Origin of the sequence: Ewingella sp. CoE-038-23 (assembly GCF_040419245.1) — a bacterium.
In the GTDB taxonomy this organism is placed as follows: Bacteria; Pseudomonadota; Gammaproteobacteria; order Enterobacterales; family Enterobacteriaceae; genus Ewingella; species Ewingella allii.
Window position 1 is genome coordinate 28,750 of the sequence record NZ_JAZHOH010000004.1, and the last position, 24,537, is coordinate 53,286.

The window sequence follows — 24,537 nt, forward strand, 5'->3', positions numbered from 1 at the left end:
TATGTCACTGGCAAAAGCATCGGTATGGACGGCTGGCTCGACGCTGATAAAAATTGCGGCGGGCCTGCTGGTGGTCAAGCTGTTGGCAGTCGCCTTTGGCCCGAGCGGCGTGGGGCAGGCGGGGAATTTCCGCCAGATGGTGACGGTGCTCGGCGTGCTGTCCGGGGCCGGGATTTTCAACGGCGTCACCAAGTATGTCGCAGAGCACCAGCATGACCCTGCGCGCTTAAAGGAGGTACTGGGCACGGCTTCCAGCCTGATCCTGTTTTTCTCTACCGCGCTGGCCTTGGTGTTTCTGCTGGCCGCCGCGCCGATAAGCATCGGGCTTTTTGGTCACGACAGGTATCAATCGGTAGTGCGCGCCGTGGCTTTTATCCAGATGGGCATCGCCTACGCCAACTACTTCCAAGCCATCCTGAAAGGTTATCGGGACGCGCAAGGCAATGCGCTGGCGGTGATTGGCGGCAGTCTGATTGGCCTGCTGGCCTATTTACTCTGCTTCAAGCTCGGCGGCTATGAAGGCGCGTTGGCCGGGTTGGCGTTGGTGCCAGCTTTGGTGGTGCTGCCTGCTGGCGCGATGCTCTGGCGGCGTAAGCCTTTTCCTCTGCACTTCCTGCGTCTGGGTTTTGATCGCGCGATAGCCAGCCATCTGGGCAAATTCACTCTGATGGCCCTCATCACCTCAGTGACCCTGCCGGTAGCTTATGTGATGATGCGAAACCTGCTGGCGAAGTATTACAGCTGGGACGCCGTGGGGATCTGGCAGGGCGTGAGCAGCATTTCTGACGCCTATTTGCAGTTCATCACCGCCTCTTTTAGCGTTTACCTGTTGCCGACGCTGTCGCGGTTGACCGATAAACAGGCCATTTCACGCGAAATAGTGAAGTCGTTGAAGTTTGTCATTCCCGCCGTGGCCTGCGCCAGCTTTGTGGTTTGGTTGCTGCGTGACTTCGCGATTTGGCTGCTGTTCTCGCACCAGTTCACCGCCATGCGCGATTTGTTTGCGTGGCAGCTGGTCGGCGATGTGCTCAAAGTGGGCTCCTATGTGTTTGGCTATCTGGTGATTGCCAAAGCCTCTTTGCGCTTTTATATATTGACCGAGATTAGCCAATTCGCGCTGCTGACGGCGTTTTCCCACTGGCTGATCCCATTGAAGGGTTCTCTTGGCGCTGCGCAGGCCTACATGGCGACTTACATCGTCTATTTCACCCTGTGTAGCATCGTTTTTGTTATTTATCGTAGACGAGCATGACGACGCTGATTCACGTTTTGGGATCTGATATCCCGCACCATAATCTTACCGTTTTGCGCTTCTTCAATGATGTGCTGGCGGAGCAATTGCCGCCGGAGCAGGTTCGACGCTTTATGGTGGCGGCCGCCGATAAATCAGCCTTTGGCGAGTTTACCCGGCTGAATATCGAGGTCTATCAGGATAAGAAAGCGCTGGCGCAGGCGGTGATTGCCCAAGCGCAGGCTAACCGTCAGCAGAAGTTCTTCCTGCACGGGCAGTTCAACCCGACGCTGTGGCTCGCATTGCTCAGTGGCAAGATTAAAGCGCGTCAGGCGTGTTGGCATATCTGGGGCGCGGATTTATACGAAGCCTCTGGCAGCCTGAAATTCCGCCTGTTCTATCTGCTGCGCCGTTTGGCTCAGGGGCGCATTGGCCGCGTGTTTGGCACTCGCGGCGACCTGAATCACTATCACCAGCGGCACCCGCGCGTGGCGTCATCACTGCTCTATTTCCCGACGCGCATGGACCCGGCGCTGACCCAGCCAGCCGAACAGCCTGCGCCGTCCGGGCCAATGACCGTGCTGGTGGGCAACTCCGGCGATCGCAGTAATCGCCACATTGAAGCACTGAACTCGCTGCATCAGCAGTTTGGCGCGGAGATTAAGGTGATTATCCCCATGGGCTATCCGGCGGATAATCAGCAATACATTGAACAGGTTAGAGCCGCCGCGCTGGGCTTATTCCCGGCAGAGAATGTTGAGTTACTGACCGACGCCATGCCCTTCGATGCCTATCTCAACCTGCTGCGTCGCTGCTCGCTGGGCTATTTCATTTTCGACCGCCAACAGGCGATTGGCACTCTTTGCCTGCTGATTCAGTTCGGCGTGCCTTTTGTGGTCAGCCGTAAAAACCCGTTCTGGCAGGATCTGGCGGAGCAACACCTGCCGGTGCTGTTTTACGGCGATACCTTGGATAGCGCGACAGTGGCCGAGGCCCGCCGCCAATTACTCAGCGCCGATCGGCAGAATATCGACTTCTTCAACCCGAACTACATTGCGGGCTGGCAGCAGGCAATCGAGCTGGTTACAGGCGGAGCGGCATCATGACGCTGACCCAGTTTGGCGGTCTGAGCCTGGTTTACGCGCTCTCTCTGATTTTTATTCTGACGCTGACATACAAAGAGTTTCGCCGCGTCAGATTTAACTTCAACGTCTTCTTCTCCATGCTTTATCTGCTGACATTCTATTTCGGCTTCCCGCTGACCTGCCTGTTGGTGTTTCGTTTTGATGTCAAAGTGGTGCCGGTCGAGAATCTGCTGCAAGCTATGCTGGCGGCCACCTGCTTCTACGGCATTTACTACGTCTGCTACAAAACGCGCCTCAGGGCGAAGTCTGACAAGCCCCGCGTGCCAATTTTCACCATGAATCGGGTGGAAACCCACCTGACGTGGATGCTACTGGCGCTGGTGGCTATCGTGACGGTGTCTATCTTCTTCCTGCACAACGGTTTTCTGCTGTTTAAGCTTAAGTCTTACAGCCAGATCTTCTCCAGCGAAGTGTCGGGCGTGGCGTTAAAACGCTTCTTCTACTTCTTTATTCCCGCCATGCTGGTGGTCTATTTTCTGCGCCAAAACAGCCGCAGCTGGCTGTTCTTCTTGGTCAGCACCGTGGCTTTTGGGCTGCTCACCTATGTGATTGTTGGCGGCACGCGGGCCAACATTATCATCGCCTTCGCCTTATTCTTGTTTATTGGTATTGTGCGCGGCTGGATTTCCCTGTGGATGCTGGCGACGGCGGGCGTGATGGCGGTGGTCGGCATGTTCTGGCTGGCGCTAAAACGCTATGGCATGAATGTGAATGGCCCCGAGGCGTTCTACACCTTCCTCTATCTGACTCGCGACACCTTCTCCCCTTGGGAAAACCTCGGGCTGCTGCTGCAAAACTACGACAAAATCAGTTTTCAGGGGCTGGCGCCGATTGTGCGCGACTTTTACGTGTTTATCCCAAGCTGGCTGTGGCCGGAACGCCCGGCGGTGGTGCTGAACTCGGCCAACTACTTCACCTGGGACGTGCTGAATAACCACTCTGGTTTGGCGATTTCACCGACCCTAATTGGCTCGCTGGTGGTGATGGGCGGCGTGTGGTTTATCCCGCTCGGCGCGGTGGTGGTGGGGTTAATCATCAAATGGTTCGACTGGCTCTATGAGTTGGGCAAAGCCGAGACCAACCCCTATAAAGCCGCCATTTTGCAAAGCTTTTGTTTCGGCGCGGTATTCAATATGATCGTGCTGGCGCGCGAAGGGGTGGACTCTTTCTTCTCCCGCGTGGTGTTTTTCTGCATGATTTTTGGCTTGTGTCTGGTGGTCGCAAAATTACTCTACTGGATGTTTGATGCCATCGGGCTTATCCGCCCACGCCGCTTGCTTGACCATGCTTCAACTAAAGGGAACCCAACGACGCCCGCGTCGTCGCAGGAATATTCATGATTTCAAATAACAACATCCCAACGTATTCCATTCGCGGCATAAATTTATGCGGCTTTTACGATATGGACCACTTTATCAATTACCTGTTCGACGGTCCGCAGCTGAAAACTGGCTCTCTGGTGGCGATTAACGCCGAAAAAGTGCTGACCATGGAAAGCCGCCCCGACATCGCCGAGCTGATTAATCAGGCGGATTACAAATATGCCGATGGCGTCAGCATTGTGCGTTCTATTCGTCGGAAATACCCTGCAGCCAAGGTTTCGCGTATCGCAGGAGCCGACCTGTGGGAAGGCTTAATGCAGCGCGCCGGGCAGGAGGGGACGCCGGTATTTTTGATTGGCGGCAAGCCCGAGGTGCTGGAGCAGACCAAAGCCAAGCTGCGGGCGCAGTGGAACGTCAACATTGTTGGCAGTCAGGATGGATATTTTACGCCGCAGCAGCGCGAATCGCTGTTGGAACAGGTGAAAGCGTTACAGCCGGCAATTGTCACCGTGGCGATGGGGTCGCCAAAGCAAGAGATCTTGATGCGCGACTGCCAGCTTGTTCACCCTCAGGCCTTATATATGGGGATTGGCGGCACTTACGATGTGTTCACCGGCCATGTGAAGCGCGCGCCGAAAGTCTGGCAAAAGCTCGGCCTTGAGTGGCTGTATCGCCTGATTCGCCAGCCAAGCCGACTGGGCCGCCAATTAAAACTGCTCAAATATCTGCGCTACCACTACACCAACCAGCTCTAATTCCCGCTTTGCGTCGCGGTTTTTTCACTATCGCGGCGCGCCACCTCTCGTTTTTCCTGCCCATTTGCCGATTATTGCAGCGCCCGTTGTCAACCGAGGCGCAGCTTCTCAATTCGTGGTTTGCAACTGATCACAAAATGCGAAACCATACTGCCCGTTTTAACTCCCGAGCGGGAAAAGCAGACTATAAAAATAACATTCCGGGCAATCCGGAAGGCAAACACAATAACGATATCATTGAGGATTTATGGCAAGTAACGAGGAAAAAGGTGGTCTACACCGAGGGCTAGAAGCCCGTCATATAGAGCTGATTGCCCTGGGCGGGACGATCGGCGTGGGTCTGTTTATGGGGGCGGCGAGTACGCTGAAATGGGCAGGACCTTCGGTTTTACTGGCTTATATTCTGGCCGGGGTGTTCGTCTTCTTCATCATGCGCGCGATGGGCGAAATGCTGCATCTCGAGCCGGTCGCCGGTTCCTTTGCAGTTTATGCGCACAAGTATCTCGGGCCTTACTATGGCTATCTGACCGCGTGGAGCTACTGGTTCATGTGGATAGCGGTGGGCATCTCTGAAATCACGGCCATTGGCGTTTATGCGCAATATTGGTTCCCAGACTTACCCCAGTGGATACCGGCGATTGCCGCCGTGGCTATCGTCGCTGCGGCCAATCTGGCGGCGGTTAAGCTCTACGGCGAGTTTGAGTTCTGGTTCGCGCTGATCAAAATCACCACCATTATTGTGATGATCGTGGTGGGGCTGGCGGTGATTTTCTTTGGCTTCGGCAACCATGGCCAGCCCATTGGCTTTGGCAACCTGACGGCGCACGGCGGTTTCTTTGCCGGCGGCTGGAAAGGCTTCCTGTTCGCCCTGTGTATCGTGGTGGCGTCCTATCAGGGTGTCGAGCTAGTGGGTATCACTGCCGGTGAGGCCAAGAACCCGCAGGTGACGCTAAAGCGCGCCATCAATAACATCCTGTGGCGTATTCTGATTTTTTACGTCGGCGCAATCTTCGTCATCATCACTATCTTCCCGTGGAATGAGATGGGCACCCACGGTAGCCCGTTTGTGCTGACCTTCGCCAAAATCGGTATCACGGCGGCGGCGGGGATTATTAACTTTGTGGTGCTGACGGCGGCGCTGTCGGGCTGTAACAGCGGGATGTACAGCTGCGGGCGCATGCTCTACGCGCTGTCGAAGAATCGTCAGGTTCCGGCGTTTCTGGGGAAAGTGTCGAAAAGCGGCGTGCCGGTGCATGGCATCACAGTGTCTATCGCGGTGCTGGTGGTAGGGTCATGCCTGAATTACGTCATTCCCAACCCCGAGAAAGTGTTTGTGTATGTCTACAGCGCCAGCGTGCTGCCGGGCATGGTGCCGTGGTTCGTGGTATTGGTCAGCCAGCTGCGTTTTCGCGAGGCGCACAAAGAGAAGCTGAAAGACCATCCGTTTAAATCGATACTGTTCCCTTACGTCAACTATCTGACGCTGGCATTTTTGGCCTGCGTGCTGGTCGGAATGGCGATAAACCCCGATACGCGGGTATCTTTGCTGGTAGGCGGTATTTTCATCGCGGCGATCAGCTTGATATACTTCGGGCTGGGGATGCACAAGCGAGCATCTCTACCGGCAGAAAGCCTAAAATAACGTCGTAAGTCATGGGTGGGGAAGGTAAGACGCCTACTTTTAATGCGTATTGGACAAAGAGCAATCAAACGCAACTTTTCCAATAAAAAGCACTAGACAGGGTGGCATTAAAACCGTAGTATCCCCACCCGCAACGGCGCTAAGCGCCCGTAGCTCAGCTGGATAGAGCGCTGCCCTCCGGAGGCAGAGGTCTCAGGTTCGAATCCTGTCGGGCGCACCATTAAGTTTGCGCTAGAGTTGCGGTGGTACTGTTTGATGTTGAACAGTTCACGTGTGGAAGAGTTTGAAATGGTGGCTATAGCTCAGTTGGTAGAGCCCTGGATTGTGATTCCAGTTGTCGTGGGTTCGAGTCCCATTAGCCACCCCAAATTTTTTAAATGATTTTGTGAATGTGACATGCGATGGTGGCGGAATTGGTAGACGCGCTAGCTTCAGGTGTTAGTGTCCTTAGGATGTGAGGGTTCGAGTCCCTCCCTTCGCACCACACACAAAACGCATTTAAATGATGCTGTTAGCATTAAAAAGTAGTAAGATGCACGACATCGGCGAGTAGCGCAGCTTGGTAGCGCAACTGGTTTGGGACCAGTGGGTCGGAGGTTCGAATCCTCTCTCGCCGACCACATTTAAGAAACCTGCTTTCATAAGCAGGTTTTTTTTCGTCTAAAGTTTATGAGGATGAGAACCTCCGAAGGAGGTTTGAGCCGAGCGCAGCGAGACCACGTTGCTTTAGCAACGGCCCGCAGGGCAAGCATCGCAGATGCGCGTAATCCTCTCTCGCCGACCAATTCGAAGAAACCTGCTTTTTAAAGCAGGTTTTTTTTCGTCTGGAGTTTATCAATTCCCTCTTTCCAACTCTTGTCTCCCTTCAGCAACATCCATACCTATGCTTGTCGCTATCCGGTGACACTTAATTCATTGAAATTTATGGTCTTATAGAGCACTTGAGAAGGGTGTCGTTTGCCAGCAACACTTATTTCATTTAAGTCGGGGATTGGCTTAGGGGGAGGTTCAGCGCGCAAAGGCGTGAGAAAATTTATCTCTTATAAATTCATCTAAAATCAAAATGATAAATATTTATTGAGTCAATTGGAGATGATTTTTAGAATTGTGGCACGCAATCTGCAATAATTACTGCGTAGATGCTCATTCCACCTCCTATGTTTGCCTTAGGGCTTCATAAAACTGGGAATGACGCAGAGCCACTTTATAGTGCCTATTGTCTATCTGACCGATAAGCGCCTCTCATCAGGCATTTATCAACCAGCAGGCAAATCGTTGAGTGAGGCACTCCCCTGTTGTCTTAGACCTGATTGTTTTATGCACTTGCCTATCGGCAAGTGTTTTTTTTTGCCTAAATACCCGTCATCCTTGAAGCCGCAGAGGCGTTGGCTGCACTCCCTTACCCGAATCACTGGTAACTCGTATCTTATTGACAGAAATAAAAAAGGCCCCCGAAGGAGCCTTTCTGCAATAAGTATTTCTAGCCGCTCGAAGCTTACTGCTCTTGCGAGTTGTTCAGTGTCAGCATCAAGCCTTTGTGGCGCATTTCTGCGGCCTCTGCCGGTTTGTGGAGCTTATCCAGCGCGTCGGCCAGCCATGCGTAGTCGTAGGCGTCCGGGCGCTGTTTGAGTGCTTCACGGAAGGAGTCCGCCGCCTGCGCCCACTCGCCGTGTTTCATCAACAGCTGCCCCAGCGTGCTGCTCAGCAGCGCGGTTGAGCCATTTTGCTTGATGATTTGACGCAGCGCCTTCTCCAGCTGTTCAGGATTACCTGAACGCAGTTTTGGCATCATGGCGACCAGACGTTCATCATATTGGCGCTTTATGCCGTCCAGAATCACTTCCTGCGCTAAGTCCTGATCGTTGCATTCAATCAGATGCGCCGCCATGGCGACCTGCAAGGCCACTTCATGGCGAGTTTTGCGGCTCTGGTCTTTCCACCAACGTTTCAGTCCGTCGCTGCCTTCCTCGGCCATGATTTGATTCATCAAGCCGATATAGGCTTGTTCTTGCAGCACGCGCAGCTCTTCATCGTCATGCACGCCCGTTTTTGCCATAGACGGCAAAATCTCCAGCAATGAGGCATAAGCCCCGGTGCGCAGATAGGCCTGCTCGGCCAGACGCAGGATTTCCGGATGGCGCGGAGACTGACCAATCAGACGATCCACGCCGTGGCGCGCCGCGTGGATCTCTCCCTGCGCCAGCTGAATACGCACGCGGGTGATATCCACCGGCATCTGGTCGATATCGGCGAGTTCGGCGGCGCGTTCCAGATACTGATTGGTGCGAATGTCATCACCGCGCTGCTGCGCCGCTTCCGCCGCCAGAAGGTAGTTCACTACCGGCTGATCGGCGTGGTCAGCATTGCGCGCCAACAGTTTTTCCATCTGACGATGGTCGCCTTCCGCCAGTTTTAACATGGCAGCCTGCGTCTGTTTACGCGCCTTAGTGCTTTTACGCCCGGCGAACCAGCCGCGAGTGCGTGCGCCGGTGCGGAACACGCGGCGCAGGATCCATTCAATGAAGAACAGAACCAGCATCAGCACCACGAACATGATAACCAAGCCGGTAACGCTGGTTTCAACGTTGTAGTTGTCGGTTTGGATCAACACATAACCCTGATGCCCAGCGAGCATCGGGCCGACCACAATCCCGGCGATGATAATCAGGAATAACACTAAGACCTTTAGCATGCGTTATTCCCCCTGAGTAGAGGCTGCGGGCTGCTGAAGCAGATTACGCACCCGGGTTTGCATCAGTTTTTCCAGCATCGGCTGGCTTTTCAGCTGGTCCGGGACGTCCATCGAAATAGACTGCTGGCTCAGGTTGTCCACATCTTCAAGGAAAGCTTTGGTTGCCGGGTCGCTGGTATCAAAGTAGGCGCGAACCCAGGTGGAAACGGATTCAAGCGACTGTTTGTAGATCTCATCCTGATGGCGCGGCACGGCCTGGGCGGCAATCAGCAGCTTGGAGCGGATATTCTCGCGCAGATAGACATCTTGATTCGGTGCCAGCAGAGGCTCTGCGCTGCTATCGCGGCGGCGAATGGTGATGAAATCTGACATAAAGTTATGCCAGCTCTTGGTGAGGTTCTGACGCCATTCGCTGAGGGAGCTGGACAGGCTGGTGCCGTCGTCATCCATCGGCGCTTCATCGCTGTCGTTGTCGGCCAGACGCAGGTTATCTACCTGATTCGTCAGCTGATTAGTCTTTAGAATGATGCCGTCGAAGTCGACCTGTGTGACCGCCGACAGGCTCGACACATCCTCATTCAGCGCGCGACGCACCTCAATCAGGCTTGGGTCATTCATGTCGGCCAGACTGGCGTCGGCGCTTTTCAGCAGCGCGGCGGCGGTGGTGACGTCTTGGTCGCTCCACAGCTTACGGCCGGCCAGCTTCACCAGGAAGTCGGCCTGAGCCAGCAGCCAGGTTTTGGCATCGCTGCCGGAAATGCTGGCGACTTTATCCTGCAACTCGTTCAACTGGCGGCTGAAAGAGGCTTGCTGACGCTCGCTGGTCTGCTGCGATTTGTCCTGTTGACTGAGCAGGTCGGCAATTTGCTGCTTGTCCTGCTGCTGGGTTTTCTGCAAGGCAATAAGTTGGTCTTGTAACTCATCAACTGCCGCCGTTTGCTTCAGTCCCTGAGTGTGTCCGTGATAGTAAAGACCCGCCCCTAAGGCAATCACCAATACGATGGCGATAGCACCCAGAACTGGCGCAGTGCGTTGTTTTTTACGCAAAGCATTCAGTTGCTCATTTTGCTGATCTAACTGAATATCTTGTGGTTTTTCACGGCGATCAACATCTGGCTGTTGGGGGCTCTCAGCCGCAGGGGTGATCATGTCATCCTGTGCGGAAGGATTTTTTTGTTCCGTCATCTTGGCACATCCCTTAGTCAGGTTATTTTAATGCACGAATTAGCGCATCATTATCTGCGTTTTCGGCGACCCGAATATCCTGCCAGCCATACTGGCGGGCGAGGGTCGCTAAGCGTTCACTGACCACTATCAGGCTACAGCGTAGTAGCCAAGATTGGCGATAGTAATCAGGAACTAACGTATAAAGCTGTTCTAACATTTCTCCACTGGTGACCACCAGCGTATTGATACCGGCGCGCTGCCAGCTCGAGCTTTGCTCGCTACCATCGTAATAAATCTGGCTGCGCTGATAACACTCACAGTAAGTCACTTCTACGCCGCGTTCCCGCAGCGTTTCAGCCAGCAGTTCACGTCCGCCATTGCCGCGCAAAATCAGCGCTTTTTTCCCCGCCAAATGTTGTAAATCTGGCAGGTTGAGCAGCACTTCGCTGGTTTCGCCGTCGTGTGGATAAATCACCGGCAGGCTACTCACACGATGGAAAAGCAGGCCGGTGGTGCGCCCAATCGCGTAATAATTGACGTGCTCGGGCCATGGCTGATTTACCTGCTGTAAAGCACGTTCTGCGTACTTAACAACATGCTGGGAAAGCACAAACACTAAGTCATGCTGGTTTAAAGAGGATAGCAGGTTCGGCAGAACCGCGAGTTCCCTTCCCGGCGCAAATTCAATCAAAGGGGAGTGATAGGCAACCCGACCAAGCGTTCTTAGTCTACTGACCAACAGTTCTCCAGAAGGAGAGGGGCGGGTTACCAATATACTCATTTTGGCGGATTACCTTGGTAGACTTCCTGCAGAATTTCACGGGCGCCCTTGGCCAGCAGCTCTTCTGCCAGATCAACCCCCATGCGCTCGGCGTCTGCCGTGTTGCCACGCCGTTCGCCACGCACCATTTGGCTGCCATCGGGTGCGCCGACCAGGGCGCGAAGCCAGATTTGGTCGCCGTCGATTTCCGCATAGCTGCCAATTGGCACCTGACATCCGCCTTCCAGCCGCGTGTTCATGGCACGTTCGGCCAGCACGCGCAGCGTGGTTTCGCGGTGTGCCAGCGGAGCCAGCAGTTCGCGGGTTTCGCTGTCATCAAGACGGCATTCGATACCCACGGCGCCTTGGCCCACGGCCGGCAAGCACTCTTCCGGCGTCAGCGCGGTGCGCACGCGGTCTTGCAAATTAAGGCGATTCAGGCCAGCGACGGCGAGAATAATCGCGTCGTAGTCGCCGTTATCGAGCTTCGCCAAACGGGTACCGACGTTGCCGCGCAAATCGCGAATCACTAAATCGGGGCGCTGTTCGCGCAGCTGACACTGGCGGCGCAGGCTCGAGGTGCCGACGACGCTGCCTTCTGGTAGGTCGGCGAGGCTGGCGTAATGGTTGGACACGAAGGCGTCGCGCGGATCATCGCGCTCGCAAATCGTCACCAGCCCTAAGCCTTCCGGGAATTCCACCGGAACGTCTTTCATTGAGTGAACCGCGATATCCGCGCGGCCATCGAGCATGGCTAATTCCAGCTCTTTAACGAACAGACCTTTACCACCCACCTTGGCCAGCGGGGTGTCTAAAATGATGTCGCCTTTGGTGACCATCGGAACCAGTTCGACCTGCAAACCGGGATGACAAGCCATTAATTGCTTCTGAACGTACTGTGCCTGCCACAGAGCCAGCGGGCTCTGTCGGGTGGCAATTCGAATGATTTTGTCTAACATGCTTGTTACCGTTTTACTATTTCGCTGACCATCCTACCACCGACAGAGGAAAGCTGTCAGCGTAAGAAGCCATCGCGAGCATCCATCGCTTTGTGACGATAATTTGTAAACGGGTAGTAAATTGCATGATTTTGTTAAAAGGTAATAAAGGAAAGAAAGCAGCACAAAAGGGAATTGTTACGCAGGTGTTAAAGAAGTAAAATGCATAGTAGCAGAAGAATAATTGTGGTGCGTTACTTCCTTTACGGTCAATCGGCAAGGTGTTAAATTGATCACGTTTCCAGCATTTATCCGTCAACTAATTCTGCTTTTCGACAAATGACGGCTTTGGAACGGGGTTATTTCGAGACACTGGAAAATCAGGCGAAAAAGTCTTGTACTTGTATATCGAGACATTGAAGCAGAGATTGGATGCGATCAACCAACTTCGCGTAGATCGCGCCTTAGCGGCTATGGGGCCGGCTTTCCAACAGGTCTACAGTCTTCTGCCAGTTTTACTACATCACCATCATCCTTTGATGCCGGGATACCTTGAGGGTAAGGTTCCTCACGGCGTCTGCATTTTCACGCCTGATGATACTCAAAACGACTATCTTGCTGATCTTCAAGAGAAATGGGGAAGCCCGCTTGATGAGATGGCCAAGGGCGAACTGCCGATCACCGGCGTTTACTCCATGGGTAGCACCTCCTCCATTGGTCAAAGTCACAACTCAGACTTAGATATCTGGGTGTGTCACCAATCCTGGCTCGACAACGAAGAGCGCAACCGCCTGCAGGAAAAATGCAGCCTATTGGAAAAATGGGCCGCTTCGCTGGGCGTGGAACTGAGCTTCTTCCTGATCGACGAGAACCGCTTCCGCCACAATGAAAGTGGCAGCCTTGGCGGCGAAGACTGTGGTTCGACCCAGCACATTTTACTGCTCGATGAATTCTATCGTACTGCCGTGCGTCTGGCTGGGAAACGTATTCTGTGGAATATGGTGCCGGGCGAGGAAGAGGGGCATTACGACGAGTACGTCCTGTCGCTATACGCGCAGGGCGCGCTGACGCCAAACGAATGGCTGGATCTCGGCGGCCTGAGCACGCTGTCTGCCGAAGAGTATTTCGGTGCCAGCCTGTGGCAGCTCTATAAAAGTATCGATTCGCCGTACAAAGCGGTGCTGAAAACCCTGCTGCTGGAAGCCTATTCGTGGGAGTACCCGAATACCCAGCTGCTGGCGATGGACATCAAACAGCGTCTGCATCAGGGCGAAATCGTCTGTTTCGGCCTCGACTCCTACTGCATGATGCTCGACCGCGTAACCCGCTACCTCACCCAGATTGAAGACACTACTCGCCTCGATTTAGTCCGCCGCTGCTTCTACTTAAAAGTGTGCGAAAAGCTGTCGCGCTCCCGCGCTTCCGTGGGCTGGCGTCGCGAAATCCTGACCCAACTGGTCAGCGAGTGGGGTTGGAGCGAAGAGCGTCTGGCGATTCTGGATAACCGCGCAAATTGGAAAATCGAGCGCGTCCGCGAAGCACATAACGAGCTCCTCGACGCCATGATGCAGAGCTACCGTAACCTGATTCGTTTCGCTCGCCGCAACAACTTAAGCGTCAGCGCCAGCCCGCAGGATATCGGCGTGCTGACCCGTAAGTTGTACGCCGCTTTTGAAGCCCTGCCGGGCAAGGTGACGCTGGTTAACCCGCAGATCTCCCCTGACTTATCAGAAAGCGACCTGACCTTCATCCACGTGCCAATTGGCCGTGCGAACCGCGCGGGTTGGTATCTGTATAACCAGTCGCCGTCGATGGAATCTATCGTCAGCCATCAGCCGCTGGAATATAACCGTTATCTGAACAAGTTGGTGGCCTGGGCCTACTTCAACGGTCTGCTGACGCCGACCACGCGTCTGCACATTAAGAGCGGCAACTTGTGCGATATCGCCAAGTTACGTGAACTGGTGGCCGACGTGGCGCACCACTTCCCGCTGCGTTTGCCTGCTCCGACGCCAAAAGCGCTCTATAGCCCGTGTGAAATCCGCCATCTGGCGATCATCGTCAACCTTGAGCATGACCCGACCGCGGCCTTCCGCAATCAGGTGGTGCATTTCGACTTCCGCAAGCTGGACGTTTTCAGCTTCGGCCAGCAACAGCAGTGTCTGGTGGGCAGTATTGACCTGCTTTACCGTAACTCGTGGAATGAAGTGCGTACTCTGCATTTCAGCGGCGAGCAGGCGGTGCTGGAAGCGCTGAAAACCATTCTGGGCAAAATGCATCAGGACGCCGCGCCGCCGGAATCGGTGGAAGTGTTCTGCTACAGCCAGCATCTGCGCGGTTTGATTCGCACCCGTATTCAGCAACTGGTGTCTGAGTGCATCGAGCTGCGCCTGTCGAGCAAACGCCTCGAGCCGGGCCGTTTCAAAGCCGTGCGCGTTTCCGGCCAGACCTGGGGATTATTCTTCGAACGCCTGAGCGTGTCGGTGCAGAAGCTGGAAAACGCCATTGAGTTCTACGGCGCGATTTCCAATAACAAACTGCACGGCCTGTCTGTCAAAGTGCAGACCGACCAGGCGCACCTTCCGGCGGTGATTGATGGCTATGCCAGCGAAGGTATCATCCAGTTCTTCTTTGAAGAGGGGAATGATGAGGTGGGCTTCAACATCTATATACTGGATGAAGCCAACCGCGTTGAGGTTTACCACCACTGTGAAGGCAGTAAAGAGGATTTGGTGCGTGACGTGAGCCGCTTCTACTCGTCCTCCCACGACCGCTTTACCTATGGTTCGAGCTTTATCAATTTCAACTTGCCGCAGTTCTATCAGATTGTTTCGCTTGATGACCGCACGCAGGTGATCCCGTTCCGCAACAACCCGCTGTCTCATCTTTGCGCCACCGTGGGCGACAACGCGCCTGAATCGGCAAAAGTGCCCCAACGCTTCCAGCTGCATTAATCTCTCCCGTTGGAGATAGGCTTTCTTCGCAGCAAACGACTAAAACCTGCGGCCCGAAATCGTCATTCCTATTGCTTTTCATGATCCACCTGCGATTATAGAGAGCTTGGTCGCATGAATTACAGGCATTCATAAAATGAAAAACGCTTTACGCTGGTCTTTGGCCGCGACATTACTCTTTTCGCTCTCTGGTTGTGGTCTAAAAGGCCCACTCTATTTCCCGCCAGCCGATGGCTCGACGACCAATAAAAACGGTCAGGTCAAAGGCACGCCGGGCGATGGTTCATCACAAGAAAATGGCGTTTCACCAGAAAAGCTCGGCACTAGAACGCGCGACTAACGGCGTGAACATATTGCGCTTCCGGTAAGATTTTTAGCGGAAAACACAGTAGATTAAGGGATCATTGCGACTGGATTTGACCAGCGGTAAGCGGAGTAAAATATGCAGTTCTCCAAAATGCACGGCCTGGGCAACGACTTTATGGTCGTCGATGCCGTCACTCAAAATGTTTATTTCTCTCCAGAATTGATCCGTCGTCTGTCCGATCGTTTTCGCGGTGTTGGCTTTGACCAACTGCTGGTGGTTGAGCCACCTTACGATCCCGAACTGGATTTCCATTACCGTATTTTCAATGCGGATGGCAGCGAAGTTGCCCAGTGTGGTAACGGCGCGCGCTGCTTTGCCCGCTTTGTTCGTATCAAAGGCTTAACCAATAAACGTGATATTCGCGTCAGTACGCAAACCGGTCGTATGGTATTAACCGTCACCGAGGACGAACTGGTACAAGTGAATATGGGCGAGCCGATTTTTGAACCTCAGCAGGTGCCGTTCCGCGCGCCTAAGCAGGAAAAGACCTATATTCTTCGCGCTGAAGAACATACGGTATTCTGCGGCGTGGTCTCGATGGGCAACCCGCACTGCGTGTTGCAGGTCGAAGATGTCACCACGGCAAGCGTTGAGCTGCTAGGCCCGCTGCTGGAAAGCCACGAGCGTTTTCCTGAGCGCGTGAACGTCGGCTTTATGCAGGTGGTTGACCGAAACTCGGTCAAACTGCGCGTCTATGAGCGCGGCGCGGGTGAAACTCAGGCCTGCGGCAGTGGCGCCTGTGCGGCAGTTGCCGTCGGCATTCAGCAGGGCATACTTGCTGAAGAAGTTCAGGTGGAACTGCCGGGAGGCAGCCTCGACATTCGCTGGAAAGGACCGGGTCATCCACTTTATATGACCGGGCCAGCCACCCACGTATACGACGGATTTATTCATCTATGAACAATCTTGACGACCAGTTAGACGCCGCCATCGAGCTAGACGATGAAAGCGTGATGCAGTATTTGCTACAAAACCCCGATTTCTTTATCCGTAACGCGCGCAGCGTCGAGCAGATGCACGTGCCGCACCCGGTTAAAGGCAGCGTTTCCCTGGTGGAATGGCAGTTGGGGCGTCAGCGTCATCACATCGGCCAACTGGAAGAAGAGATCACTTTATTGATGGAGCAGGCTTCGGTAAACGAAGCCCTGTTCGGGCGCTTAATCGATCTGCAGGCCACCCTCGCGGCGGCCACCAGTCTGCAAGATATGCTCAATCGCCTGCAACGCTGGGCGCGCGGGCTGGGCCTCGCCGGTGCCAATGTGCGTCTGTTTAGCGAAAGCTGGCGCATTGGCGCGCCGTCGGACTTCACCCATTTAGCGCTCAGCCGCAGCGCCTTTGAATCTCTGCGTATTCAACGCCTTGGCGATACCCACCACTTCCTCGGCAGCCTGAATGGCCCCGAGTTGCTGCTGGTATTGCCGCAGGCCAAAGCCGTCGGCTCCGTGGCGCTCTCCCTGATGGGGGAACAAGGCGAGCTAGGCATGCTAATTTTCAGCAGCCGCGACCCGCAACATTATCAGCCGGGGATGGGCACAGTGATGCTCAACCAGTTAGCGCGAATGCTGCCGGGCTTGCTGGAACGCTGGATAGAACGGGCATGAGCCAGCAAACTGACTCGCCGCTGAATACCGCAGTCGAGGCTTTTTTGCGTTATCTGCGGGTTGAGCGCCAGCTCAGTCCGCTCACCTCAACCAGCTACGGACGCCAGCTCGAAACGCTGGTGGCTATGGCAAGTGAAATTAATATCGCCAACTGGCAGCAGTTGGATGCCCCCAAAGTCCGCATGTTATTAGCTCGCAGCAAACGCGCCGGGCTTGGCGCTGCCAGTTTGGCTCTGCGCATGTCGGCGCTGCGCAGCTTCCTCGATTGGTTAGTGTTTCAAGGCGTTTTGCCTGCCAACCCGGCGAAAGGCATTGCCACGCCGCGCGCGCCTAAGCATCTGCCGAAAAATATCGACGTCGATGAAGTAAATAAATTGCTGGATATCGACCTCAACGACCCGCTGTCGGTGCGCGATCGCGCCATGCTGGAAGTGATGTACGGCGCGGGGCTGCGTCTGTCTGAAATGGTTGGCGTCAATACGCGCCATCTGGATTTGGCCTCGGGCGAAGTGTGGGTGGTGGGGAAAGGCAGCAAAGAGCGCAAAGTGCCGATAGGCCGCACTGCGGTGACGTGGATTGAGCACTGGCTGGAGCTGCGCGACCTGTTTGGGCCGGAAGATGACGCCTTATTCCTGTCGAGCCAGGGCAAGCGTATCTCGGCGCGCAATGTACAAAAGCGATTTGCCGAGTGGGGCGTTAAGCAGGGAGTGAATAGCCATATTCATCCGCACAAGCTGCGCCACTCCTTTGCGACGCACGTTCTGGAGTCGAGTGGGGATCTGCGCGCCGTGCAGGAGCTGCTGGGCCACGCGAATTTATCGACCACCCAAATCTATACCCATCTCGACTTCCAACATCTGGCGTCGGTGTACGATGCCGCACATCCACGCGCTAAACGAGGAAAAACCTGATGAAGTTTTACCGTCCGCTTAACCGGATTGAGGCGATCAGCTTCGATTTAGACGATACGCTTTATGACAATTATCCGGTTATCCGTCGCACCGATGTCGAAACATTGAAATTTATTCAGGGCTATCACCCCGCGCTGGCGAATCTGCAAAGCGAGTTTATCCGCGAAGTGCGCGCCGAGCTGCTGGAGCAGGACGGCGAGATTTATCACGATGTTACCGAGTGGCGGCGTCAGGCGGTATTTCACGCCATGAAGCGTTCTGGCTTAAACGAAAACGAGGCCAGCGAAGGCTCCTATGCGGCGATGGAAAACTTCGCCCATTGGCGCAGTCAAATCACCGTTCCGCAGGAAAACCACGATGCGCTGGCGGCCTTAGCCAAACGCTGGCCGCTGGTGGCGATCACCAATGGCAATGCCGATCCTGATGCCTGTGGCCTGTCGCAATACTTCCAGTTCACCCTGCGCGGTGGCCCGGACGGGCGTGCCAAGCCTTATGTCGACATGTATCAAACGGCGTCTGAGAAGCTCGGCATCCCCCTTGAGCAGTTCCTGCACGTCGGCGATGACCTGACCACCGATGTCGCCGGTTCAGTAAGCTGCGGCATGCAGGCCTGCTGGATAAACCTGCGCGAAGGCAACCTGATGCAGGTCAAAGATGCCCGCCTGCTACCCCACATTGAGATTTCGCAGTTGGCATCGCTGACAGCATTGCTATAATCCCCTCATTCTCTGTATAAATTCACAGTAGAAAAGCGTCCCCCGTGGATGCTTTTCTCATCCAGACCTACGGTGCCTATGGACGTTTCTGACCTGCTCGACAGCTTAAATGAAAAACAACGTGAAGCCGTGGCCGCGCCGCGCAGCAATCTGTTGGTGCTGGCGGGAGCGGGCAGCGGCAAGACCCGCGTGCTGGTACACCGCATTGCCTGGCTTTTGTCGGTAGAGAACTGCTCGCCGTACTCCATCATGGCGGTGACTTTTACCAACAAAGCGGCGGCGGAGATGCGCCATCGTATCGATCAGCTGATTGGCACCAGTCAGGGCGGTATGTGGATCGGCACCTTCCACGGTCTGGCGCATCGCCTGCTGCGCGCCCACCATCTGGACGCCAATCTGCCGCAGGACTTCCAAATCCTCGACAGCGATGACCAGCTGCGCCTGTTGAAACGCATCGTTAAAGCATTGAATATTGACGATAAACAGTGGCCGCCGCGTCAGGCGATGTGGTACATCAACGCCAAAAAAGACGAAGGTTTGCGCCCGCAGCACGTCGAGACGTACAACAATCCGGTGGAAGCCACTTGGCTGCGCATCTATCAAGCTTATCAAGAGGCCTGTGACCGCGCCGGGCTGGTGGACTTCGCCGAGCTGCTGCTGCGCGCCCACGAGCTGTGGCTCAACAAGCCGCACATTCTTCAGCACTACCGCGAACGTTTTACCAACCTGATGGTGGACGAGTTTCAGGACACCAACGGCATTCAATATGCCTGGATCCGCCTGCTGGCAGGCAATAACAACAATGTGATGATCGTTGGCGATGATGACCAGTCAATCTACGGCTGGCGCGGCGCTCAGGTCGAAAACATTCAGCGTTTCCTGAAAGATTTCCCGAACGCGCACACCATCCGCCTTGAGCAGAACTATCGCTCCACCAGCAACATTCTGACCGCGGCCAACACCCTGATCGCCAACAACAGCGGGCGAATGGGCAAAAATCTGTGGACCGAAGACCCAGAGGGCGAGCCGATTTCTCTCTATTGCGCCTTTAACGAGCTGGATGAAGCGCGCTTCGTGGTCAACCGTATCAAGACGTGGCAGGACAACGGCGGCGCGCTGAAAGACTGCGCCATCCTCTATCGCAGCAACGCCCAGTCGCGCGTGCTGGAAGAGGCTTTACTGCAAATGGCCATGCCTTACCGCATTTACGGCGGGCAGCGATTCTTCGAGCGTCAGGAAATCAAAGATGCGCTGGCCTATCTGCGCCTGATGGCCAACCGCAATGACGACGCCGCCTTTGAGCGCGTGGTCAACACGCCGACGCGCGGCATTGGCGATCGCACGCTGGACGTGGTGCGCCAGACTGCCCGTGACCGACAGCTGACCATGTGGCAATCCACCCGCGTGCTGCTGCAAGAGAAAGTGCTGGCGGGCCGCGCCGCGGCGTCATTACAACGTTTCTGCGAACTGGTTGACGCACTGGCCCATGAAACTGCCGATATGCCGCTGCACGTGCAGACGGACCGCGTGATTAAAGATTCCGGCCTGTTCATGATGTATGAGCAGGAGAAGGGCGAGAAAGGCCAGGCGCGAATTGAAAACCTTGAGGAACTGGTGACGGCGACGCGCCAGTTCAGCTATCAGGATGAAGATCAGGACCTGATGCCGCTGCAGGCATTCCTCTCCCACGCCGCGCTGGAAGCCGGTGAGGGGCAGGCCGATGCCAATCAGGACGCCACGCAGCTGATGACGCTGCACTCGGCAAAAGGTCTGGAGTTCCCGCAGGTGTTTATCGTCGGCATGGAAGAGGGCATGTTCCCAAGCCAGATGTCGCTCGACGAGGGCGGCCGTCTGGAAGAAGAGCGCCGTCTGGCCTATGTCGGCGTAACCCGCGCCATGCAAAAGCTGACGCTGACTTACGCCGAAACGCGCCGTCTGTACGGCAAAGAGGTGTTCCACCGGCCTTCGCGCTTTGTGGGCGAACTGCCAGAAAACTGCGTCGAGGAAGTCCGCCTGCGCGCCAGCGTGTCGCGCCCGGTCAGCCATAAACGCATGGGAACGCCGGTCAGCACCAGCGATACCGGCTTTAAACTCGGCCAGCGCGTAATGCACCCGAAATTCGGCGAAGGCACTATCGTTAACATGGAAGGCAGCGGCGAGCACAGCCGCTTGCAGGTCGCGTTCCCCGGCGAAGGGATCAAGTGGCTGGTTGCGGCCTACGCAAGGTTAGAGGCAGTAAGCTAACTTACCGGCAATCTTGAGTTCGGGCAGTGTTCGACATCCTCATGGCCTCTGTGTCCATTCCGGTGTCTCCGCGCTGGCCGAACTCAACCTTGCTGCGCCGTTAACGCTTACTCTGTGGCAGACTAGACAGCAAACACATCCCCAATTTCGGCATTCGCATACCATTCCAGTGTCGCTTTGACGCGCTCGTCGCCTTCTGGCGCGGAGCCCGGCAGGTAATCTTCTTCGGTGACCGGCTGATAGGCGCCGTGCTTCACTTCAAAAATCACGCCGCCTTCATCCAGAGACAGGACGCTGTGCCACGTATTGGCGGGGATCTCCAGCAGGCGAGTCTCACCGCCGAGCCACAGGCGGTCGGCGACTTTGCCTGATTCGTCATAGGTCAGCACCAAGAAACGGCCACGCAGCGGGGTCAGCAGCTCCCAGGTGTGCGGGTGGCGATGGATGCGCACGTAAGTGCCCGGCTCCATGGCGATGGCCAGACGCTGAACCTCGTCTTCCGGTGCAGGATGAATGTTAAGGTTCTGACGCAGGCGCGGGGAGTTGGTCGCCTTGGTGATCAAGTCACACAGGGTGTCTTGGCTAATCTGTTTAATCATCGGAATTCCTGTACCGCGAGTGGCGGTGAAGCACGAAAAAGAGTTGCCCGAGTGTAGCCAAAAAGCGGGCATCACATAAGCCTGTGAGGGGCGTTAGGGCGCTGAGAAAATTATGCCTAAATGTTGCAAAATTCGTTTTGTTCTTTGTTGACACTGTTTTTCTTCTCGGCGTAACATGCGCGCACGAATATCAATGAGGAACTGCGCCTTGGACACACCCAGTAGATACTGGCTCGATAACCTGTTCTTAAGGTACCACTTCTAAGGCTATCCTCAATGCTGATAGCCTTAGTGGTTGTCGGCGACCCCCGTCTGTCGCTGTGAGTCGGATCTGAATTTGGTCTGAAACGTACTGGTGACTTTCAACCCCCGTATTTTTCTGTGCTTCAATGCGTTGTCCACACCTGTCACCTTAGGGAGAACGGACACATGCTGAGTGCTTTTAAGTTAGAAAACAGCCGCTTATCCCGTTTGGAACTGGAAGAAGGCGAGCCAGACGACCTGAAAACGTCGTTATGGGTTGACCTGATTGAACCCGATGAGCAAGAGCGTGAGCGCGTTCAATGTGAGCTAGGCCAAAGCCTGGCGACCCGTCCAGAGCTGGACGATATCGAAGCATCGGCCCGTTTCTTCGAAGATGAAGACGGCCTGCATATTCACTCCTTTTTCTATTTCGAAGATGCCGAAGACCACGCGGGCAACAGCACCGTGGCGTTTACTATTCGCGAAGGGCGTCTCTACACCCTGCGCGAGCGTGAACTGCCCGCGTTTCGCCTGTACCGCATGCGCGCCAGAAATCAAAAGCTTGGCGACGGCAACGCCTATGAGCTGCTGCTGGACCTGTTCGAAACCAAAATCGAACAGCTGGCGGATGAAATCGAAAACATCTACAGCGATCTAGAAAAACTTAGCCGGGTTATCATGGAAGGGCATCAGGGCGACGAATATGACGCCGCGCTCTCTACCTTGGCGGAGCTGGAAGACGTGGGCTGGAAAGTTCGCCTCTGTCTGATGGATACCCAGCGTGCGCTAAACTTCCTGGTGCGCAAGGCTCGTCTGCCAGCAGGTCAGCTGGAGCAGGCGCGCGAAGTATTGCGCGATATCGAATCCCTGCTGCCGCATAACGAATCCCTGTTCCAGAAGGTCAACTTCTTGATGCAGGCGGCGATGGGCTTTATCAATATCGAGCAGAACCGCATCATAAAAATCTTCTCGGTGGTCTCGGTGGTGTTCCTGCCGCCAACGCTGGTGGCATCAAGCTACGGGATGAACTTCGAGTTCATGCCGGAATTGAAGTGGAGCTTCGGCTATCCGGGCGCTATCAGCTTGATGATTCTGGCCGGACTCGCGCCTTACCTGTACTTCAAACGTAAAAACTGGCTGTAAGTTTTTATCAGCCAGCCTCTCGGGGCTGGCGGTTTGCCTCCCGCGAAAATCCCCTTTTTCCCGCAGATGTTCTAATTCTGTTAATAGTTTTTATGCTAAAACTATGCCTCCGCTTATGCCGATGTAGATTCAAACCATGTTGATGGAAAAGATTGCTCCCTGGGGCCAGTGGACGCTGCTGGTGATCTCCTCGCTGATCCTCGGCTTTATTTTTCAGGCTTTCCACGTGCCTGCCGCCTTGCTGCTCGGCCCGATGATTATCGGCGTTCTGATGGGTTTGCTGGGAGCCACGGTGCGAATTGCGCCGATCTTCTTCAAAATCGCACAGGGCATTCTGGGCTGTATGATCGCCCAAAGCCTCTCTCCCTCGATTATTCCTCCCTTGCTCAATGACTGGCCGATGGTGCTGCTGGTGCTGATCGCCACGCTGATGGCCAGTGGGCTGTCGGGCTGGCTGCTGGTGAAATTCAGTAATTTGCCGGGGCCGACGGGTGCCTGGGGCTCATCGCCGGGCGGGGCCAGCGCGATGGTTGCCATGGCGGGAGATTTCGGCGCAGACGTGCGTTTAGTGGCTTTCATGCAATATCTGCGCGTGCTGTTTGTCGCCACGGCCGCCGCCTTTGTGGCGCGCATGAGCCTCGGAGACAGCGCCTCGGCCGCCGCCGCAGTGGTCTGGTTTCCGCCGATTGACTGGCGCTTTGGCGTAACGCTGCTGCTGGCGCTGGCGGGCGTCTGGCTGGGGCCGCGCTTGCGCATTCCCTCCGGCGCGCTGCTGCTGCCAGCCTTCGTCGGCGCGGTGTTGCACTCAACCGGCACCATGACGCTGCAAGTGCCTGAATGGCTACTGGCGATTGCCTACACGCTGATTGGCTGGAGCGTCGGTTTGCGCTTCACCCGTCCGATTTTCAAACTGGCGTTACGCACGCTGCCGCAGATGATTGCTTCAATCATTGGCTTGATGGTGCTCTGTGGCGCGATGGCGTGGCTGCTGACCAAAGTGCTGCACGTGGATATGCTGACGGCCTATCTGGCAACCAGCCCCGGCGGGCTGGACACCGTGACGATTATCGCGGCGGGGAGTAACGTTAATTTGGGCTTCGTGATGGCCATGCAGACCTTGCGCCTGCTGACCATCATTGTCACTGGCCCGGCGATGGCGAGGTTTATCTCGCGCAGCGCCAAGCCTGCTTCCTCAGCGCCTTAACCGACGCTGGGTGTAGAGGGCGTCGGCGATGAAGCATGCCAGCCCGGCCCAGATAAAGCCGAAGGTGATCATCATGGACGCCGTGACCTGCTCGCCGTAGAAAATCGCCAGCAGGAACATCAAGGTCGGAGCAAGGTATTGGAAGAAGCCCAGCGTGGAGAGCTTCAGGCGCGTGGTGGCCGCGGTGAAGAACAGCAGCGGGATAGTGGTAATGATGCCCGCCGAGATAAGCATCAGGTTCAGCGACCACGCGTTGGCCGTCAGGTGGCTGGTGGCGCTGTCCGCCAGCAGGAACAGGTAAATAGCCGCCACCGGCAGCAGCCAAAGCGTTTCAATCAACATGCCGGTTTGCGCGTCCACCCCCATCTTCTTGCGCAGCAGGCCGTAGAAGGCGAAGGTCATCGACAGCGCCAGACCAATCACCGGCACCGAGCCAAACACCCACACCTGAATCAGCACCCCAATCAGGGCCAGCAGCACCGCCACCCACTGCATTCTTCGGAATCGCTCTCGCAAAAACAGCATGCCGAGCACCACATTCACCAATGGGTTGATAAAGTAGCCGAGGCTCGCTTCCAGCAGGTGATTGTTATTGATGGCCCAGATATAAATCAGCCAGTTACTGCCGATTAATAGCGCAGTCGCCAGCAGGAGCATCAGGGTTTTGGGCTTTTTCGCCACGCGGCAGACGTCTCCCCAACTGCGGCTCAGAGAGAGCAGGGCCAGCATAAAGAAGAACGACCAGATAACCCGGTGAGTCAGGATCTCCGGCGGCGGAACTTGATGGATTAACTTGAAATAGACCGGGGCGATCCCCCAGATGAAATAAGCGACGAAGGCGAAAATAATGCCCTGTCGGGTGCGCTGTGCGTCCATGTTCATGCTCGAAACGAAAGTGAGGCG

At 55.4% G+C, this 24,537-nt stretch carries 20 protein-coding genes, 4 tRNA genes and 1 other RNA gene; 19 read left to right on the forward strand and 6 right to left on the reverse strand.

Features of this window, described 5'->3' with window-relative positions:
- Window position 1: 1 nt before the first annotated feature.
- From wzxE to V2154_RS24350, 10 genes are all read left to right on the forward strand, one after another.
- Entirely contained in the window at window positions 2-1,252 is a 1,251-nt protein-coding gene (gene wzxE / locus V2154_RS24305; protein WP_353504371.1) for a lipid III flippase WzxE, read from the forward strand.
- Window positions 1,249-2,337, forward strand: a complete 1,089-nt coding sequence (locus V2154_RS24310) for a TDP-N-acetylfucosamine:lipid II N-acetylfucosaminyltransferase (protein ID WP_353504372.1) — start codon at window positions 1,249-1,251, stop codon at window positions 2,335-2,337. The genes wzxE and V2154_RS24310 overlap by 4 nt, the downstream gene beginning before the upstream one ends.
- On the forward strand, window positions 2,334-3,716 hold the full coding sequence (gene wzyE, locus V2154_RS24315) for an ECA oligosaccharide polymerase (protein WP_437342054.1): 1,383 nt from the start codon (window positions 2,334-2,336) through the stop codon (window positions 3,714-3,716). Before V2154_RS24310 ends, wzyE begins: the two co-directional genes overlap by 4 nt.
- Window positions 3,713-4,453: a lipopolysaccharide N-acetylmannosaminouronosyltransferase gene (gene wecG, locus V2154_RS24320; protein ID WP_353504373.1), complete on the forward strand. Its 741-nt coding sequence runs from the start codon at window positions 3,713-3,715 to the stop codon at window positions 4,451-4,453. The genes wzyE and wecG overlap by 4 nt, the downstream gene beginning before the upstream one ends.
- Before the next feature lie 247 nt (window positions 4,454-4,700).
- Entirely contained in the window at window positions 4,701-6,095 is a 1,395-nt protein-coding gene (gene thrP, locus V2154_RS24325) for a bifunctional threonine/serine APC transporter ThrP (protein ID WP_353504374.1), read from the forward strand.
- 143 nt (window positions 6,096-6,238) lie between these two features.
- A tRNA-Arg gene (locus V2154_RS24330) sits at window positions 6,239-6,315 on the forward strand.
- A gap of 71 nt (window positions 6,316-6,386) precedes the next feature.
- A tRNA-His gene (locus V2154_RS24335) sits at window positions 6,387-6,462 on the forward strand.
- 31 nt (window positions 6,463-6,493) lie between these two features.
- A tRNA-Leu gene (locus V2154_RS24340) sits at window positions 6,494-6,579 on the forward strand.
- A 59-nt stretch (window positions 6,580-6,638) separates the two neighbouring features.
- Window positions 6,639-6,715: transfer RNA gene (locus V2154_RS24345), tRNA-Pro, on the forward strand.
- A 35-nt stretch (window positions 6,716-6,750) separates the two neighbouring features.
- Window positions 6,751-6,879: non-coding RNA, RtT sRNA (locus V2154_RS24350), on the forward strand.
- 711 nt (window positions 6,880-7,590) lie between these two features.
- On the opposite strand, the gene hemY is transcribed toward V2154_RS24350, so the two are convergent.
- Genes hemY through hemC form a run of 4 tightly spaced genes read right to left on the reverse strand, consistent with a single transcriptional unit; the run spans window position 7,591 to window position 11,673 of the window.
- The gene (hemY, locus tag V2154_RS24355) at window positions 7,591-8,787 is read right to left on the reverse strand and encodes a protoheme IX biogenesis protein HemY (RefSeq protein ID WP_353504375.1); all 1,197 of its coding nucleotides are present in this window, start codon (window positions 8,785-8,787) and stop codon (window positions 7,591-7,593) included.
- A 3-nt stretch (window positions 8,788-8,790) separates the two neighbouring features.
- Window positions 8,791-9,972, reverse strand: a complete 1,182-nt coding sequence (hemX, locus tag V2154_RS24360) for a uroporphyrinogen-III C-methyltransferase (protein WP_353504376.1) — start codon at window positions 9,970-9,972, stop codon at window positions 8,791-8,793.
- A 22-nt stretch (window positions 9,973-9,994) separates the two neighbouring features.
- Window positions 9,995-10,735, reverse strand: coding sequence for a uroporphyrinogen-III synthase (gene hemD / locus V2154_RS24365; protein ID WP_353504377.1), 741 nt, complete (start codon window positions 10,733-10,735; stop codon window positions 9,995-9,997).
- Window positions 10,732-11,673 carry a hydroxymethylbilane synthase gene (gene hemC, locus V2154_RS24370; RefSeq protein WP_353504378.1) on the reverse strand — a complete coding sequence of 314 codons (942 nt, stop codon included), beginning with the start codon at window positions 11,671-11,673 and terminating at the stop codon, window positions 10,732-10,734. Before hemC ends, hemD begins: the two co-directional genes overlap by 4 nt.
- Window positions 11,674-12,047: 374 nt before the next feature.
- Between hemC and V2154_RS24375 the strand changes: the two genes are divergently transcribed.
- The 7 genes from V2154_RS24375 (at window position 12,048) to uvrD (ending at window position 20,445) form a co-directional block, all read left to right on the forward strand.
- Complete coding sequence (locus V2154_RS24375; RefSeq protein WP_353504379.1) at window positions 12,048-14,606, forward strand: class I adenylate cyclase; 2,559 nt, start codon at window positions 12,048-12,050, stop codon at window positions 14,604-14,606.
- Window positions 14,607-14,742: 136 nt separating this feature from the next.
- Window positions 14,743-14,946 (forward strand): LPS translocon maturation chaperone LptM, encoded by a 204-nt coding sequence (gene lptM / locus V2154_RS24380; RefSeq protein ID WP_353504380.1) that lies wholly within the window; start codon window positions 14,743-14,745, stop codon window positions 14,944-14,946.
- A gap of 102 nt (window positions 14,947-15,048) precedes the next feature.
- Window positions 15,049-15,873 (forward strand): diaminopimelate epimerase, encoded by an 825-nt coding sequence (gene dapF, locus V2154_RS24385; RefSeq protein WP_185688847.1) that lies wholly within the window; start codon window positions 15,049-15,051, stop codon window positions 15,871-15,873.
- Window positions 15,870-16,574, forward strand: coding sequence for a DUF484 domain-containing protein (locus tag V2154_RS24390; RefSeq protein ID WP_353504381.1), 705 nt, complete (start codon window positions 15,870-15,872; stop codon window positions 16,572-16,574). Before dapF ends, V2154_RS24390 begins: the two co-directional genes overlap by 4 nt.
- Entirely contained in the window at window positions 16,571-17,485 is a 915-nt protein-coding gene (xerC, locus tag V2154_RS24395; RefSeq protein WP_353504382.1) for a tyrosine recombinase XerC, read from the forward strand. The genes V2154_RS24390 and xerC overlap by 4 nt, the downstream gene beginning before the upstream one ends.
- Window positions 17,485-18,201: a 5-amino-6-(5-phospho-D-ribitylamino)uracil phosphatase YigB gene (gene yigB / locus V2154_RS24400; RefSeq protein WP_353504383.1), complete on the forward strand. Its 717-nt coding sequence runs from the start codon at window positions 17,485-17,487 to the stop codon at window positions 18,199-18,201. Before xerC ends, yigB begins: the two co-directional genes overlap by 1 nt.
- 78 nt (window positions 18,202-18,279) lie before the next feature.
- The gene (gene uvrD / locus V2154_RS24405) at window positions 18,280-20,445 is read left to right on the forward strand and encodes a DNA helicase II (RefSeq protein ID WP_353504384.1); all 2,166 of its coding nucleotides are present in this window, start codon (window positions 18,280-18,282) and stop codon (window positions 20,443-20,445) included.
- 122 nt (window positions 20,446-20,567) lie between these two features.
- On the opposite strand, the gene V2154_RS24410 is transcribed toward uvrD, so the two are convergent.
- Window positions 20,568-21,044, reverse strand: coding sequence for a WbuC family cupin fold metalloprotein (locus V2154_RS24410; RefSeq protein WP_353504385.1), 477 nt, complete (start codon window positions 21,042-21,044; stop codon window positions 20,568-20,570).
- A 429-nt stretch (window positions 21,045-21,473) separates the two neighbouring features.
- Between V2154_RS24410 and corA the strand changes: the two genes are divergently transcribed.
- Complete coding sequence (gene corA / locus V2154_RS24415; protein ID WP_034794805.1) at window positions 21,474-22,430, forward strand: magnesium/cobalt transporter CorA; 957 nt, start codon at window positions 21,474-21,476, stop codon at window positions 22,428-22,430.
- Window positions 22,431-22,572: 142 nt separating this feature from the next.
- Window positions 22,573-23,634, forward strand: a complete 1,062-nt coding sequence (locus V2154_RS24420; protein WP_353504433.1) for an AbrB family transcriptional regulator — start codon at window positions 22,573-22,575, stop codon at window positions 23,632-23,634.
- On the opposite strand, the gene rarD is transcribed toward V2154_RS24420, so the two are convergent.
- Window positions 23,623-24,510, reverse strand: a complete 888-nt coding sequence (gene rarD / locus V2154_RS24425; protein WP_353504386.1) for an EamA family transporter RarD — start codon at window positions 24,508-24,510, stop codon at window positions 23,623-23,625. The genes V2154_RS24420 and rarD overlap by 12 nt on opposite strands.
- Window positions 24,511-24,537 lie beyond the last annotated feature (27 nt).